Source organism: Chloroflexota bacterium (assembly GCA_035652535.1).
GTDB lineage: Bacteria > Chloroflexota > UBA6077 > UBA6077 > SHYK01 > DASRDP01.
This window is the reverse complement of the sequence record DASRDP010000083.1, coordinates 1-15425: the sequence shown is the minus strand read 5'-3', so window position 1 is coordinate 15425 and position 15425 is coordinate 1. Positions and strand designations below refer to the sequence as shown.

Annotated in this window: 14 protein-coding genes; 10 read left to right on the top strand and 4 right to left on the bottom strand. The window is 67.8% G+C overall.

Features of this window, described 5'->3' with window-relative positions; genetic code table 11:
• Positions 1-8: 8 nt before the first annotated feature.
• From VFC51_09370 to VFC51_09335, 8 genes are all read left to right on the top strand, one after another.
• Positions 9-1742: an iron ABC transporter permease gene (locus VFC51_09370; GenBank protein HZT07227.1), complete on the top strand. Its 1734-nt coding sequence runs from the start codon at positions 9-11 to the stop codon at positions 1740-1742.
• A 118-nt stretch (positions 1743-1860) separates the two neighbouring features.
• Positions 1861-2970 (top strand): ABC transporter ATP-binding protein, encoded by a 1110-nt coding sequence (locus VFC51_09365; GenBank protein HZT07226.1) that lies wholly within the window; start codon positions 1861-1863, stop codon positions 2968-2970.
• 149 nt (positions 2971-3119) lie between these two features.
• Positions 3120-3431, top strand: coding sequence for a hypothetical protein (locus VFC51_09360; GenBank protein HZT07225.1), 312 nt, complete (start codon positions 3120-3122; stop codon positions 3429-3431).
• Positions 3432-3879: 448 nt separating this feature from the next.
• Complete coding sequence (locus VFC51_09355) at positions 3880-4800, top strand: universal stress protein (GenBank protein ID HZT07224.1); 921 nt, start codon at positions 3880-3882, stop codon at positions 4798-4800.
• Between the two features lie 209 nt (positions 4801-5009).
• Positions 5010-6155 carry a cupin domain-containing protein gene (locus VFC51_09350; protein ID HZT07223.1) on the top strand — a complete coding sequence of 382 codons (1146 nt, stop codon included), beginning with the start codon at positions 5010-5012 and terminating at the stop codon, positions 6153-6155.
• Between the two features lie 13 nt (positions 6156-6168).
• Complete coding sequence (locus VFC51_09345) at positions 6169-6720, top strand: decarboxylase (protein HZT07222.1); 552 nt, start codon at positions 6169-6171, stop codon at positions 6718-6720.
• A 2-nt stretch (positions 6721-6722) separates the two neighbouring features.
• Positions 6723-7310 (top strand): thiamine pyrophosphate-dependent enzyme, encoded by a 588-nt coding sequence (locus tag VFC51_09340; GenBank protein ID HZT07221.1) that lies wholly within the window; start codon positions 6723-6725, stop codon positions 7308-7310.
• The gene (locus VFC51_09335) at positions 7310-7714 is read left to right on the top strand and encodes a YkvA family protein (GenBank protein HZT07220.1); all 405 of its coding nucleotides are present in this window, start codon (positions 7310-7312) and stop codon (positions 7712-7714) included. The genes VFC51_09340 and VFC51_09335 overlap by 1 nt, the downstream gene beginning before the upstream one ends.
• Before the next feature lie 6 nt (positions 7715-7720).
• Here VFC51_09335 and VFC51_09330 read toward each other — a convergent pair whose 3' ends face one another.
• The 4 genes from VFC51_09330 to VFC51_09315 form a co-directional block, all read right to left on the bottom strand.
• Entirely contained in the window at positions 7721-10111 is a 2391-nt protein-coding gene (locus VFC51_09330; protein HZT07219.1) for a hypothetical protein, read from the bottom strand.
• A 100-nt stretch (positions 10112-10211) separates the two neighbouring features.
• Positions 10212-10748 (bottom strand): hypothetical protein, encoded by a 537-nt coding sequence (locus VFC51_09325; GenBank protein ID HZT07218.1) that lies wholly within the window; start codon positions 10746-10748, stop codon positions 10212-10214.
• 232 nt (positions 10749-10980) lie between these two features.
• Entirely contained in the window at positions 10981-12186 is a 1206-nt protein-coding gene (locus VFC51_09320) for an amidohydrolase family protein (GenBank protein HZT07217.1), read from the bottom strand.
• Positions 12183-13385: an amidohydrolase family protein gene (locus tag VFC51_09315; GenBank protein ID HZT07216.1), complete on the bottom strand. Its 1203-nt coding sequence runs from the start codon at positions 13383-13385 to the stop codon at positions 12183-12185. Before VFC51_09315 ends, VFC51_09320 begins: the two co-directional genes overlap by 4 nt.
• An 84-nt stretch (positions 13386-13469) precedes the next feature.
• On the opposite strand from VFC51_09315, the gene metF reads away from it, so the two are divergent.
• Together metF and gcvT are read left to right on the top strand one after the other, a co-directional pair.
• On the top strand, positions 13470-14348 hold the full coding sequence (metF, locus tag VFC51_09310) for a methylenetetrahydrofolate reductase [NAD(P)H] (GenBank protein ID HZT07215.1): 879 nt from the start codon (positions 13470-13472) through the stop codon (positions 14346-14348).
• Positions 14345-15425: glycine cleavage system aminomethyltransferase GcvT (gcvT, locus tag VFC51_09305; GenBank protein ID HZT07214.1), on the top strand; the 1081-nt coding region annotated here is incomplete at its 3' end. The genes metF and gcvT, both read left to right, overlap by 4 nt.

The window sequence follows — 15425 nt, the reverse complement described above, 5'->3', positions numbered from 1 at the left end:
GGCTCATCGTGGCAGTTCTCACCGTGCGCGTCCAGGTTGGCCGATCGCGCTTGAGCGCGCGGCCAGTATTGATCGCCGGCACCGTCACCGTTCTCTCGTTCGTCGTGATCTATCCGATCGTGCTGCTGCTGATCAACAGCTTCGTGCTCTCCAGGCCGTGGCAGACACCGCAATACGGACTCGACGCCTGGCGGTTTGCCCTTCTCGATCGGAGCATGATCGAGGCCATGCGGAACACGCTGCTGCTCGCGTTGGTCCACCAGTCGATCTCGCTGCCAATCGCGATCGTCATCGCGTGGCTCTTGGGACGCACCGACATACCGGGCGCGCGAGCGCTGGAGTTCTTCTTCTGGGTCGCCTTTTTCCTCCCCATCATTCCCACGGTGCAGGCGTGGATCCTCCTTCTCGACCCAAACTACGGCTTGGTGAACGCGCTCGTCCACCGGCTGCCGTTCGTGCCCGCTGGCGCCGGGCCCTTCAACATCTTCTCGTTCTGGGGCATCGTGTGGATGCACCTGGTCACGTCCACCATCGCGATCAAGGTCATGTTGTTTACCCCGGCATTCCGGAACCTGGACGCCTCCCTCGAGGAGGCGTCGACGGTCAGCGGTGCGAGCGCGCTGCGAACGTTGTGGCGCGTGACGGTGCCCGCGCTCGCCCCGGCGCTTGCGACGGTCATGGTGCTGGCGCTCGTGCGCGCGTTTCAAGCCGTGGAGATCGAGCTGATCCTGGGGATGCCGGTCGGTCTCTTCGTGTTCGGGTCGAAGATCTTCGACCTGACTCGGGAGGAGCCGCCCTTTTACGGCGCCGCCACGGCGATGGGCACATACGTCATGCTGCTCATGGTGCCGCTGATCATCGTGCACCGGCGGCTCACGTCGGCGCGTCAGTTCACGACCATCACCAGCTCGTACAAGCCGCAGCCGACCCGGCTGCGCGGCTGGCGCTGGCCGGCTTTTGGGTTCGTTCTGGTGGCCGGTCTCTTCATGACGCTCGTGCCCGTCGTGTTCCTGTTGCTTGGCAGCTTCATGAAGATCTACGGCGTGTTCGAGGTGCCCGACGGCGCCTTCACCGTGGAGAACTGGTCCGCTGTGCTGGGAGACCCCGCGCTGCTGGGCCTGGTCCGAAACACGCTCTCCCTGGCCGTCGGAGGGGCGACGCTTTCGGTGGCGCTGTACAGCACCGTCGCATACGTCCTGGTGCGGTGGCGCTTCCCGCTGCGAGACGTGCTGGACACGCTCACGTGGATCCCGGCTGCGCTCCCGGGCATCCTGCTGGCGCTGGCGTGGTTCTGGATCTTTCTGCGGACGCCCATCCTCAACAACCTGGCCGGCTCGATCTGGGCGCTGATCCTGGTGTCGGGCTTGAGCGGTATGACGCTCGCCGTTCAGCTCATGAAGGCGGGCCTCCTCCAGCTCGGGCCCGAGCTGGAGGAGGCGTCTCAGGTCGCCGGAGCGAGCTGGCTCACGACGGCGCGAACGATCGTCGTGCCGCTCTTCGCTCCCACGATGGTCGTGCTGTGGGTCTTCAGCTTCGTCGTGGCCGCGAGCAACGCGATCCTGCCGGCGCTGCTGGCGTCGCCGGCCAGCAAGCCCCTGGCGCTACGGCAGCTCGAATTCGTCCTCGCCGGGGATGCCGAGCGCAGCTCGATCATCGGCATCATGCTGGTCATCTTGAGCATCGGTGTCGCGGTCATCGCCCGCCTGCTGGGCTTCCGGGTGGGTCTCAGTCGCGTTCTCTAGGATAGGCGGATCGGAGGCGACGAGCATCATGGCGTCGAGCGACCGGACAGACGGCGGGCCCGAGACCGGCGGGGCACGAGGGCCTGGGAACGAAGGCTCGTCCGCTGAGGACCGAGTGATGGTACGTCTCCAGAACGTGTCCAAGGGGTTCGAGGGCGGAGCCCAGGCCGTCAAGAATGTGTCGCTGGAAATCCAGGAGGGCGCCATATTTACGCTTCTGGGACCAAGTGGAAGCGGCAAGACCACGACGCTCCGGCTCATTGCTGGCCTCGAGGAGCCGGACTCCGGTGCAATCTACTTCCGCGACCGGCCGATGGTGGACGTGGCGCAACGGCTGTTCGTGCCCGCCAACTCGCGGAACGTCGGCATGGTCTTCCAGTCTTACGCTATCTGGCCCCACATGACGGTCGAAGAGAACGTCGCCTATCCACTCAAGCTCCGCCACCTGTCCAAGGAACGGGTCCGCGAGCGCGTCTCCGCGGCGCTGGATTTGGTCGGGATGAGCGGGCTGGAGAGGCGTCCGGCGCCCTTGCTGAGCGGAGGCCAGCAGCAGCGCGTGGCGCTCGCCAGGGCGCTCGTCTACGAGCCGGAGGTGCTGCTGCTGGATGAGCCGTTCAGCAATCTCGACGCCAAGCTACGTGACCAGATGCGGGTGGAGCTGAAGCTGCTCCAGCATCGCCTGGGAATCACGGTCGTCTTCGTGACGCACGACCAGGTGGAGGCGCTGAGTCTGTCGGACCGCGTCGCCGTGATGAACCTCGGCGAAGTCCAGCAGATTGGAAAGCCAGAGATCCTCTACGAGAAGCCGGCCAACCCGTTCGTGCGCGACTTCCTGGGGAAAACGGTCCTCCTCATCGGTCGCGTCTCCGCGACCGGCCCCGATGGCCAGGTGGCGGTCGGCATCAGTGGCGCGCAGAACTGCGTCCTCTTCGGCTGGAGCTATGACGTTCGCGGCCTGGAAACCGGAGAGGTCGTCCACCTGGCGATCAGACCAGAGGACATCAAGCTCGAGGCGGCGGAGGCAACGGAGCCCCCGGCCGGTACCATGCGCGGCACCGTGGAGGCGCGCCTCTTCGTCGGCGAACGGACCGAGTACCGGGTGGTGGCAGCCGAGCAGCCTCCCCTTCTCGTGTATGGACGCCGGGACGAGAAGATTTCAGAGGGCCAGGACGTGTGGCTGCGCCCGCATGGGCAAAACATCGCTATCTGGCCCGCGGAGACCCGCTAACGCGCGCTCGTCCCGATATCGGCGAGGATGCCCCGCCCAGGACTTCGCGCTGGTGGCTCGTTCGGCATGGACCCCCGAGCCTTGGAAGCGGCGGACGCACCGCCCGATACAATGGTGAGAGGGACACACCTGCGACGGCGAGGCGTGCCATGGAAATCGAGCTGAAAATCAGTGGGGTGGAAATCGAGGTCAAGGGGCTTCAGGGCCTCGCGACGCTCGCCGGAATCGGTCTCGCCCTCGCGGCCATCGTGCAGGAGCTGCGTCGGCCGCCAGATGAACGTACCTGGCACGGTCGCGTGATGGGCTTCGTCCCCTACGATTTTCGCCCCCCGACGATCCAGCGGATTCGCGACGAATTCTGGAACACCGAGAGCCCGGAGGTCCTGACCCCGCACGCCTTCGGCGTGGGGTGGGGGATCAATTTGGGCGGAATCGCGAAGAAGCTCGACCTCGTGGCCTGACAACCGCGAGCGCGGGCTCCCCCGCTTGTCCGCCGGGCCTCCGGACGTCGACGAGCTGCCGGTCGAGCCGAGCGGGCCGCCGCCGGAACCCGGCACCGCCGCGGGCGGCCCGTGGGGGCACGCCGGTCGGCGCTCCCGCCGAAACACACTCGCCGAAGGCGTCCTCGTCGAGGTCCTCGCAGCCGGCCACGAGATGCTGCGCGGCCTGCGCCACCGGATGCGTTGGGCTAACGTCGCCTTGATTCTGGGCGAGCCGCGCCAGACAGGCGCCGAGGTACACCGGCGTGACATCGGCCAATCCGACGCGTTTCCCATCCGATGGGACAGGTTGGGCCTACCCTGGGGCGCGTGGTCACGCGCGATTCAGCGCCGGTACGCTGCCTCTGTGACGTGGGCGCGTACATCAGAAGTGTGCTGACCCGCGTTCGATAGCCGGAGCCGACACCTGATGTTCGATCCGATTCTCGTTCCGCACGACGGGTCCGTGCTCGCATCCCGCGCATTCCCGTACGCGTTGACGCTGGCAGCCCGCCTTCGCTCTCGGCTGATCCTGATGCAGGCCGTTCACATGTCGGGTTTACCGGACGCGGAGGCGCAGCTCTACAACGAAGAGGTGACGGAAGAGCCGCGCCAGCGATTGAGCGCACTCGCCGACGAAGCCCTCCGAGCCGGGGTGCCCGGGGTCTGGGACATTGTCGACGGTGAGCCGGGGCCGGCCATCGTTTCAGCGGCCGAGCACGCCGATGCGCAACTCATCGTGATGGCGTCCCACGCGCGCGGCGATCTCGGCCGGTTGACCTTCGGCAGCGTCGCCGATTGGGTGATTCGCCACGTCTCGATCCCCGTTCTCGTGATTCCCGCCCATGTCCGGATCGCGTGGAACGAGGAGACGGAGTTCCGCATCGTGCTTCCGCTCGACGGCTCCGCGATTTCCGAAGAGATCCTTGGCCCGGCGGGCGAGATCGCGGGAGCCCTCGGGGCGCAGGTGATCCTCGTGCGCGCCGTGGAGGCAGCCGAGTCCGTCCCGCGATCACGAACCCGCAGGCACGTCGACGCGCTGTGGGACTATCTCGCGGCCGCGAGCAAGCGCGTCGATGGCGACGCGGTGGAGGTCTGGAGCGACGTCCGCGTGGGCAAGGCCGCGGACGTCATCCTCGGCGCCGTGACCGCCTTCGACGCGAATGTGATCGCCATGTCCACCCACGGCCGGAGCGGCGTGCCGCGACTCTTCCTGGGGAGCGAATCAGCGGCGGTGCTGCATCGCTCGCCGGTTCCGGTCTTGTTGATGCGATCGGCCGTCGCGCGCTCAGCGGAGGCGACGTCCTCGATGCTGCGACGACCCGGCGTGCGCCCAGACCGCGCAGGTTAGGCGCAGCGCGCCGCCTGTCCTGTCGTCGTGACGCCAGTCCTCGGCCCGTGTCTTCCTCAGTGTGACCGTCCCCTCGAGTACGTGGGTCAGGACTTGAAATTCGCTGATCGCACCAAACTCAGTGATCGTTCATGGAGGCGAGCGCGGTCGGTTGACCGACGCGGGGGAGCGCTCTATCGTGTACCAGACGAAGTAAACGGAGGGGAGCCATGGCTCAAGCCACCCAGGTCGAGCTCGCGGAGCGATTGAAGAAGATCTCCATCGACTACGTCTCGGCGTACGACCTGTACGTCGAGTCTCTCAAGATTCCCGTGTACACCGGCTACTACGTGGAGGACGTTCGCACGCTGGAGCTGGGGTGGTGGTCGGAGCGGCAGTGCTACGCGGCCGTCCTGAAGCTCGCGGGCAACGAGAACGTGACGGAGTCGCGCGTCTCGGAGATCGAGCCGGGCAAGACGCTGCCCGCGTGGAAGTTCGGGCTCGACGAGATCGTGTACGTCGCGAGTGGCCGCGGCCTGGCGCGCGTCTGGACGACCGACGAGCGCGACGCGCGGACCTTCGAGTTCCAGGACCACAGCCTCTTCCTCATCCCGCGCAACTCCACCTATCAGCTCAGCAACGCATCGGGTGTGAACCCGCTCCGTCTCCTGCATTTCAACTATCTCCCGATGGCGATGAACTGCCTTCCCGACCCCGAGGCCTTCTTCAACAATCCGGGCGGAACACTCGACGTGCTGGCGGCGCTGGGTGGCGAGGCGTATTCGGAGGCGAAGGTCATGGGACCGGGCGAAGGGGCGACGCCCGGCTTGAGCGAGGGCATGGCCTTCTGGGTGGGGAACTTCTTCCCCGACATGCGCGCCTGGGACCGGCTCGTGCCGTTCCGAAATCGCGGCGCTGGCGGACACGTCGTCTGGATTCGCTTTCCCGGATCGACGTTCGTGGCCCACATGTCCGTCTTCCCGGCGCTCACCTACAAGAAAGCCCACCGCCACGGACCGGGCACCGTCATTGTCATTCCGGCGGGGGAGGGCTTCTCGGTGATGTGGCCCGAGGGACAAGACAAAGTGTTCATTCCCTGGCACGAGGCGAGCGTATTCGTCCCACCGAATCGGTGGTACCACCAGCACTTCAATGTGGGCCAGGCGCCCGGTCGCTACCTGGCGTTCCACGGCGTGCGAGGGTTCACCAGCGAGCGGCTGGACGACCGGCTGCGGGACCAGATCGAGTACCCGGACGAGGACCCCGCGATTCGGAAGCGCTTCGAGGAAGAGCTTGCCCGGCGCGGGCTGAAGAGCGCGATGCCGGAGGGGGCCTACCGCGATCCCACGTACCAGTGGACCTACGAAGGGGACTAGCCCGGACGCTCGCATGGAACGTGGCGAAGGTACATCGGCCGAACCGGCAATTGGGGCGGATGGCGGGAAGCTCGAAGCGCACGCGATCATTCGCGAGATCAAGCGCGCTGGCGTGCGCTTCGTCGCGGCCCTGCCCGACGCTACGACGAGCCACGTTCTTCTGCGTGGTCTCCTCGCCGATTCGGACCTGCGCGTGGTTCAGGTGTGCAAGGAGGATGAGGGCGTTGGCGTCTGTAGCGGGCTCTATTGCGCGGGCGAGCGCGCGCTGCTCCTGATGCAGGAGACCGGGCTGCTGGATTCGCTGAACGCGGTGCGCGGCACGGCTGTCGAGAACGAGTTCCCCGTGTGTATGATGGTGGGCCTGCTGGGAAAGGAGCGGGGCGTGGCGCCGACGCGGTCCAAGCAGTATGGCGTCCGGATCGTGGAGCCGATCCTCGATGCGATGGGCGTCCGCCATCAGCTCGTGGAAGAGCCCGAGGACGTGGCGCGCATCGTCCCCGCCATCGAGGATGCGTACGGGCGATTGGCGCCCGTGGCGATCCTCATCGGCCAGGAGCCGCGCTAGCCATGATGAAGCGGGACGAGGCCCTCCAGGCCCTCGCGCGCCAACGGGACGACGAGGTCGTGGTGGCCGTGTACAAGGCGGCCCAGGAATGGATCCATATCGCGCCCAGCGACCTGAATTACACGTTCGCAGGGGCCATGGGCCAGGCGTCTTCCCATGCGCTGGGTCTCGCGCTCGGACGGCCGGACGTGCGCGTCGTCGTGCTCGACGGCGATGGGAGCCTGCTCATGAACCTGGGGTCGCTCGTCACCATCGCGAACGCGGCTCCAAAGAATCTGGTCCACTGCGTGTGCGAGAATGGCACCTACGAAACGAATGGCGCGATCCCGGTCCCCGGCGCCGGCCGCTTCAGCTTCGCCGACATGGCGTTGGCAGCCGGGTATCCGCGCGCGTACGAATTTCATGAGATCGAGGCGTGGCGCGCGGCGGTCGGCGCGGTCCTGCGGGAAGAGGGGCCGGTCTTCGTGGACCTGAAGGTGGAGCCCGGCGGACTGAACGTGCCGGACGATTTCCGGCTCCTGCGGAGCGTTGACGCGCGCGAGCGATTCCGCCAGGCGCTCGCACGTCGGACCGTGGCCCGGCCGGGTTGATGAGCTTGTCGAAGGCGGTGGGGATCGACGCGCTTCGGCGGCGCGCTCGATCCATCAAGCGGGATACGTACGCTCTCTACCTTGCGTGCCGCGATCCCCGGACGCCGTGGTATGTCCGGGCGCTGACGGCGGCGGTCGTGGCCTACGCGATCAGCCCGATCGACCTCATCCCCGACTTCATTCCCGTCGTCGGATACCTGGACGATCTGATCCTCGTGCCCGTCGGGCTCGCCCTCGCCGTGCGCATGATCCCGGGGCCGGTCATGGCCGACTGTCGCGAGCGGGCGAGCGGAGCGACCGAGCGGCCGACAAGCCGCGCCGCCGCGGCCGTGGTGGTCTGCATCTGGGCGGCCGCGGCGGCGTTGTGCGTCTACTTGGTGGCCGACGTACTGAACCTCCTCTAGGAACAGTTACCCGACGCGCCGGCCGAAGCTCCAGAGCCAGATCCCCACGCCGGCGACGATGGCGAACAAGGCGATGAGGGTTCCTGCCTGCGACGGGAAAGGCGATTCCGTGGGCGGCGAGCCCGTCGACGGGAGCCGCTGCGCCGCGACCGCTGCCGGCGCTGCGATCCCCGGCCCGGCGATTGCGCCGGGTACCGGAAGCGGCGGGGGCAGGGGCGCTGCCTCGGCCAGCTCTGGCGCCGCGCCGGCGGCGGGCGATGCAACGAACGATGGCGCCGCCGCGGGATAGGACGACGCGGCCGACTCGGGGAACCCGCTCGCCTGGACCGCGCTCCCGGGCGGCTGTAGGGCCGCCGGCGGTGCGCTCGTCGCCGTCGCGGCCGACGGGCCCGACGGAATTGCCCCGAGCCCGTACGGAGCCATCGCTAGCGCGGATGGCGGCGCCAGCGCCAGCATCTGGGGCTGCGCCGCCCCGACAAAGGGGGTTGGAACGCCGAAGGCCATCGGCTGGCCGAGCTGCGGAGGCATGTATCCCGCGTTGACGAGGAGCGGATTGACTCCAAACGCCAGGGAGCCGACAGGATACGTGAGGCTGGCTCCATAGGCGCCACCGGGGGACATGGCATAGGGCGGAAGGCCGAGTGGCATCCCATAGGCATACGGCGGCGACACGTATGGAGCGCCGGGGGACACATACGGAAGGGAGTACGACCCCGTGGGTCCCATGCTGAATGCGCTCGTACCGTATGGCGCATAGCCGTATGGATACAAGGGGCTCGACGCATACGGCGGCGTGCTGGCGAAGCCGTACGCGGTCGGCATGATCGGTGGGGATCCGATGTAGGGCGCGCTTTGGTACGTCGGAGGCGAAACGATGGGCTGCGCGTACGGGTTTCCGTAGGGGTTGAAGACGTAAGACGGAGCATAGGCCGGGCCGAACAGCTGCGACATCACCGGCGACGTCAGGGGCGTTGAGAGGGCTGTGATCTGATTCAGCAGGTTGCTCGGAACCTCCCACGGCGCGTAACAGACGCCGTCGATCACGACGCCGAGGAACGGCGTGCCCGACGAGAAGATCGTGCATGGCGAGCCGTTCGCCGTTGAGCTGTTCAGCGCGGCGGAATTGGCGTAGGTCGGGTATGCGTACGTTGGGTAGGTGTACGGGTATGGGCTGCCGTACGCATAGGCGCGGCCATAGCCGAAGGGGCCCGACGGAAACGCGGTGGTGTACGCGAGGGACGGTGAGCTGAGACTGGTTGGGAAGCTACTCGGCAGAATCACGGCCGTCGATGGGACTGGCGTCGCCAGGAGCGACGCGAGCGAGGGTGTCGTCGTCGGCTGTGTCTGGATGACGATGGAGATGGGGCTCATGCCGTTTTGGAGGCTCGTCGCCGTTGGCGTGGTGACCCCCTGGAGGATCGCGATCACGATTTGCGTCTGCGCCGGTGACCAATCCAGCGTGATGGTCGCGGTCGGGTCGAGGGTGATCGGGTCGCTCATCGCGGCTCTTGCGGCTGCCTGTCGGCGGCCCCGGCTGTCCACCGGCGCCGAGACGAGGTCGAGGATGCTTTCGGCGACCTGGGTTCGCGACGGCGTCCAGGTTACGGTGTCCAGGCCGTCCCATCGGATTGCGGGTGGATCCGACCGCCGGGACGTAGCGGCGCCTCGCACACTCTGTTCTTCGGCGGAAGCGTGGCCACGCGGTGGGTCTGCTGTCGCGGCCGTCGCGCGGTCCGGGGCCGCGTCGTGGATCGTCGGCGGATCGACGACGGTCGCTGGCTGCGCCTGACGATGAGCCGGCGCCGGGTCGCTCTTCGGCTGCGTCATTGGCGCCGGGTCCTCGTGGACCCGCGGCGCAGGCGGCGCGACCTGCTGATGGAACGTGCGCGGCGCCGGTGGATCGGGCGGCGCGACCTGGCTCGGCGTGTCCTGGTGGGCGGGCGGGTCGAACCGTGGAGCCGTCTGAGGAGCCGGTGCCTGATGAACCTGCTGCTCGAAGTGGAACGCCGGGCGCGGAGCGGGGTCCTGCTGCGCGGGCGGGTCGACCTGCCGCGCAGGCTGGGGCGCTGGGTCCTGGCGGGCGGGCGCATCGAAGTGACGGGCCGGCTGCGGCGCAAGATCCTGCTGGGCCGGAGGATCGATGCGCGGCGCCTGTTGCGGCTGCGCGCTCTGGCGGCCCGGCGGATCGGCTTGACGGCCGCCGCCTCCGCTCTGATTCATCTGAGGGCTCGGCGAACTGTCATCTGCCTGGTGGCCGCCTCCGCGCCCGCCCCCGTTCCCCTTCGTGCTGTCATGGCCGGCGGCATGCGCCACCGGGGCGATATTGGCCGCTGGGAGGAGGCCACCGGGAAGGATGAGCACGACTGCAAAAAGCATGCTGATCACTGGCCGCAGCATGGGGATCTCCCTTTCCCGAACCCGAGATTCGGATCCGTCCGGTCGTCGAATGTGGCCGCCGCGCGGCCGTCGGATGGTTTCTGCGCGGCGAGGGCGTCCATCATGGCGCTGTCTCGCCAACGGGTGAAGCGCCCAACGGTTCGGTCGACGGATCGACCGGCGCCGCATCGGTGTCAGAGTCGACCTCCTCTTCTGGAGCGCCGCTGGCGTCTGCCTGGGACTCTTCGGTGGGGGAATCGTCCATCGCGGCATCGTCGGCGGTGGAATCGTCGTTGGCGTCATCGAGGGCTTGATCGGTGACCGTTGGGTCTGCTCCGATCGAATCGGCATCGAGTGCCGCTTCGTCGACCGCACAATCCTGCGCGATCATGCAGGGGGAAGACGCATCAGACGCTTCATCGGGCTCGGCGCTACTGGCGGGCTCGTCGGTCGCGTTGTCGGAAGCGCCGTCCGCGGGAGCCAGCTGGTCGGACCCGGAAGTGTCGGCCGGCGTGGACGAATCGCGTGCCGGGGGAGCCTGCGGGGTGTATCCCGCGATGCGCCCGGCCCCGCCGAGGGGAGAGATCGCCCCCGCCAGGACGGTGACGCCGACCATGATGATGAAGGTGGCGACGAGTCGAATCGTCGTCCGTGCCATAGGCCCCCCGGTGTGTGCCACCGCTGGGGGATGCACCGATCCCCACCTACGGGTCTACACTGGTGGGCGCCCTTGTGTCCAGCCTACCAGGGCGAGTCTGTCATAGATTCTTTAGAGTCGTAACGAGAATTCTTAGCACTTGAAGCAAATGGCCGGTGATTTACGTGTATTTGGTCGATAGCTCGCCAGCGCCGGGTCGGCGTGACAGTTCTGTGAACGTCCGGTCGGGATGTCAGGCGGGGGCCATCGGCGCAAAGGCGGACGCGATGCGGGGGCACATCCGCAGGGCGTTCCCCCCGAGGATCTGGAGCTTGGCGCTCTCCGAAAGCTGCGCGTTCCCGGCGATCCGCGCGACACCCTCCGGGAAGCAGGAGCCCTGGTGTGGATAATCGGTGCCCAGCAGCCAGATCTGCTCTCCGAGCCGATCGACCGCGTGGGCGGTGTACTCCTCGCCGGGGTCGAACGAACAGAAGATCCGTCCCTCAGCGACGACGTCCGACGGCTTGCGCCGCAGCTTCGGCGTCATCGCGGACGATGGGGTGTACGCGTCATCCAGCTTCTCGACCAGCCAGGGCATCCAGCCGCCGCCGCTCTCGAAGAGTCCGACGCGCAGGCGCGGGAACTCGTCGAAGACGCCGCCTCCGATCAGTGCGGCCATGGCCGTCATGCCACCCCACGCGTGGTAGACGGCGTTGATGATGAATCCGGCGTTGTCCAGCTCGCGGGCACCGGGGGTGAGCGGCGGGCGGAGGGTTCCGCCGTGGATGAAGAGTGGCAGGTCCAGCTCCTGGGCGCAGGCGAAGATGGGGTAGAGCGCGGGGTTGTCGAGGAGCGTGCCATCCGGACAGGCGCGGGGGATGAAGAGGCCGGCGAGGTTGGCGTCGCGCTTGCACCAGTCGGTCAGGTCTTCGGCCGTGGCTCGCGGGTCCCGCATCGTGGCGTTGGCGACCCAGCGGAGGCGGCCGTTGCCAGCGGCGCAGTAGTCGCTGACGAACCGGTGATAGGCCCGGTGAAGCGCGCGCTCGAATCCGACGTCGCGGAGGACGCAGAAGCCGTCCGCCTGGCTGGGAAACAGCACGCTCACGTCGATCGCGGCGGTGTCCATGTCGGCGAGCCGGATCGCCGGGTCCCAGTTGCAGGCGCGGTCCACCTCGACGTCCTGGCCGAGGGCGGAGCCCTGCGGCTGCGGTCGGTCGACGGGAAAGATGTCGGCTACGCCGAGCGGGCGGCGGGGCGGCGTGGGTGCGAGGACCGCACGCGAGTTCATGAAGAGCACTTGCTCGCCGGGGAGTCCCTGGCGCGCCGTGATAGCCCGGGCAAGCCGCTCGTAGGGCTCCCGGTAGGCCGGATCCATGTGTGGGCCGAAGGTTCGCTCGAAATCCTCGTACTCGCGGATGTGTGAGTCCATGTCAACGACGGGGTGCCCTTGATAGCTCACGGTTCTCCTCCCACCGGCTGTGTCGCGTCTCGGCGCCGGTCCACATCGATTCCCAGGAACCGCAGGAGGTTCCCGGCTTCCATAGCCTGCCGCTCAGCGGTCGGGACGTCCGCCATCTGCTCGGCGAGGAGCCGACTCGAATTCGGCCACGCCGTGACGACGTGGGGAAAATCGCTCCCCCACACGATGCGGTCGGGGCCGATCTCGTAGCGGAGCTTGATCCCGATCCGGTCATCGTAGAAGCCCCAGGAGCTGTGGTCGCGAATGATCTCGCTGGGCCGCCGCGCGAGGCGCGGGATCCCGAAGTGCCGTTCCGCCCAGACGTGGTTCTTCGCATACTCCGCGTCGAGCTGCTCGAAGTAGAACGGGATCCACCCGACGTTGTTTTCGGCCCAGTAGATCTGGAGGGACGGAAAGCGGTCGAAGACGCCGGCGAAGACGAGCTGGCACGCTGTGAGGGCGCCGCAGCGCGACGGGTTGGCGTGGCGGTAGAGCCGGTCGATGAAATCGTCCGGCGGCCGCTCGGAGGCAGGCGTGCGCGAGTACTGGAAGAGCTGCCCGCTCCGCCGCGAGATCGTCGTGTGGATGCAGACGGGCATGCCGAGATCGAGCGCCGCCGCCCAGAACCGATCGTCCTCGACCGTAGGGTAGGTCTGGCCGGACGGGAGATCGTGAAGGCCCACCGCCCGCAGCCCCAGCCGCTTGCAGCGCTCCATCTCCTGAATTTTCAGGTCGACGTCCTTCGTCGGGAGCATGCCCACCCCGAAGAGGCGGTCCGGGGCGATCGCGCAGTACTCCTCCGCGAGGTACTCGTTGTAGGCCCGAACCATCGCCAGGTAGGCCGGGCGGTCGGCCGCCGCGATGCCGTGGATGGCGGACGTGCCGGGGAAGAGCAACTCGGCGTCCACGCCGTCCCGATCCTGCTCGGCGATCCGCTGCGCCGGTGGACCTGCGCCGACGGCGGTATCGAAGTCGAAGGCCACCATAGGGTCGAATGTCTCGGGCGTGTGGCCCGCGTAGCTGCCGGTCGCGCCGAAGTAGGCCGATCCGTCGGCTGCCACGATCGCCTGGCCCCCGTCCGGTCGCTTCACACGCCTGGGCGCCTGGTCCCGGTAGGCGGCGGGGACGCGGTGGGTCCACGCGTCCGCGGGCACCTGCAGGTGGCTGTCGCCGGAGACGCGCCGGTACGAGCGCGCCACAGTCCCACTCCCTTCCTCCCCCGTCCCGGCGGAGGGCAATTGGCTGACAGATTCTAAGTCAACCATGGGGTACGATATCTGTCTATGCGTATTGCGGACGCCTTTCGCACTGGCAGGGCGGTCTTCTCGTTCGAGTTCTTCCCACCAAAGACTGAGGAGGGGGTGCGCGACCTCCTGGCGACCGCGCGGGAGCTGGCCGCGCTGCATCCATCGTTCGTCTCGGTCACCTATGGCGCAGGGGGCAGCACCCGCGAGCTGACGATCGATCTCGTCGCCCGAATCAAAGAGGAGATCGGTTTGGAGACGATGGCCCACCTGACCTGCGTGGGGCACAGCGCCGGCGAGATCGCGCAGATCCTCGACCAGATCCGCGATCGCGGGATCGAGAACGTCCTGCCGCTGCGCGGCGACCCGCCGCGGGGGGAGACGCACTTCGTGCGGCCCGCGGATGGTTTCGGCTACGCGCAGGAACTGGTGCGGTTCATCCGGAGCCGTTGGGACTTCTGCCTTGCCGGCGCCTGTTATCCGGAGACGCATCAGGAAGCGCCGGATGGGGAGACCGACCTGCGCCACCTGAAGGAGAAGGTGGCGTCCGGCGTCGATTTCCTGATCACCCAGCTCTTCTTCGATCCGTCGGACTATTTCGCATTCGTCGAGCGGGCGCGGGGGACGGGCATCGACGTGCCCATCGTCCCGGGGATCATGCCCATCACGAACGTCGCGCAGATCGAGCGTATCGCCGCGATGTGCGGGTCGCGCATTCCCCCGGCTTTGCGGGAGCGCCTCGACCGGGTGCGCGAGGACGACGAAGCGGTCACGGCGACGGGCGTCGAATGGGCGATCGACCAGTGCCGCACGCTGCTGGCCGGTGGAGCTCCTGGGGTCCACTTCTTCACCCTGAATCGCTCCCGCGCCACGCGCACCATCTTCGAGCGGCTCCAGGAGGCGCACGTCGTTTCATGAGTGACGAGGCGCTCCGGCGGACTCCCCTCGCGGCCGTCCACGAGCGCCTGGGCGCGCGCATGGCCCCCTTTTCCGGGTGGCTCATGCCCATCCAGTACACGGGCATTGTGGCCGAGCACCTCCATACGCGCGAGGCGGCGAGCCTCTTCGACCTTTCCCACATGGGCCGGTTGCGCATCGACGGATCGGACGGCGGGACGATGGTTCAGCGCGCGACCACGAACGACGCGAGCCGGCTCGCGCCCGGCGCGGCCCAGTATTCGCTCCTCTGTAATGAACGGGGTGGGGTGATCGAAGACCTCATCGTGTACCGGATGGGGGCCTGGTGGCTCCTCGTCGTCAACGCTGGCAATCGAGAACGGGTCTTCGCGCACCTGGCGAGCCTCGGTGAGCGCGCAGAGCTGGACGCGAGCCTGCGGGACGACACCTTCGATCTGGCCCTGATCGGCCTGCAGGGACCGGCGAGCGAGGCGGTGCTCCGGGAGGTCGTCGACGCGGACCTCCCCGCCCTGCGTTATTACCATGCGGCGGAGTGCCACCTACGGACCAATGCGACGCCGGTGACCGTGGCCCGGACGGGCTATACCGGGGAAGATGGATTCGAGATAATGGTGCCAACCCCGGAGGCGGCTGCGCTCTGGGAAATGCTGGAGGCGGATGCGCGCGTTCGGCCGGCCGGCCTCGGAGCGCGGGACACGCTGCGGCTGGAGGCGGGCATGCCGCTCTACGGCCACGAGCTGACCGAAGACGTAACACCGTTTGAAGCGGGGCTCGGGCGCGTAGTGCGACTGGGCAAGGGTCCGTTCGTGGGAAGCGACGCATTGGCGGCGCTGGCTGAGGTGCCGCCGAGTCGACGCCTGGTGGGCCTGGCGCTCCAGGAAGGCGCCATTCCCCGTGCCGGATGCGCGGTGGAGCGCGACGGGAGGCCGGTGGGCGCGGTCACGAGCGGGACGTTCTCGCCGACGCTTCGGCGCCCCATCGCCCTGGCGTACGTGGAGTCGGACGCCGCCGAGGTCGATACGGAGCTGAGCGTCGTGGTCCGAGGCGGCGGGTGCCCAGCGCGCGTCGTATCATTGC

Bases quoted from the DNA above. Each gene is read 5' to 3' on its own strand.
- VFC51_09365 (HZT07226.1), top strand. From the start codon at position 1,861: ATGGTACGTCTCCAGAACGTGTCCAAGGGGTTCGAGGGCGGAGCCCAG.
- VFC51_09360 (HZT07225.1), top strand. From the start codon at position 3,120: ATGGAAATCGAGCTGAAAATCAGTGGGGTGGAAATCGAGGTCAAGGGG.
- VFC51_09355 (HZT07224.1), top strand. From the start codon at position 3,880: ATGTTCGATCCGATTCTCGTTCCGCACGACGGGTCCGTGCTCGCATCC.
- VFC51_09350 (HZT07223.1), top strand. From the start codon at position 5,010: ATGGCTCAAGCCACCCAGGTCGAGCTCGCGGAGCGATTGAAGAAGATC.
- VFC51_09345 (HZT07222.1), top strand. From the start codon at position 6,169: ATGGAACGTGGCGAAGGTACATCGGCCGAACCGGCAATTGGGGCGGAT.
- VFC51_09340 (HZT07221.1), top strand. From the start codon at position 6,723: ATGATGAAGCGGGACGAGGCCCTCCAGGCCCTCGCGCGCCAACGGGAC.
- VFC51_09335 (HZT07220.1), top strand. From the start codon at position 7,310: ATGAGCTTGTCGAAGGCGGTGGGGATCGACGCGCTTCGGCGGCGCGCT.
- VFC51_09330 (HZT07219.1), bottom strand. From the start codon at position 10,111: ATGCTGCGGCCAGTGATCAGCATGCTTTTTGCAGTCGTGCTCATCCTT.
- VFC51_09325 (HZT07218.1), bottom strand. From the start codon at position 10,748: ATGGCACGGACGACGATTCGACTCGTCGCCACCTTCATCATCATGGTC.
- metF (HZT07215.1), top strand. From the start codon at position 13,470: ATGCGTATTGCGGACGCCTTTCGCACTGGCAGGGCGGTCTTCTCGTTC.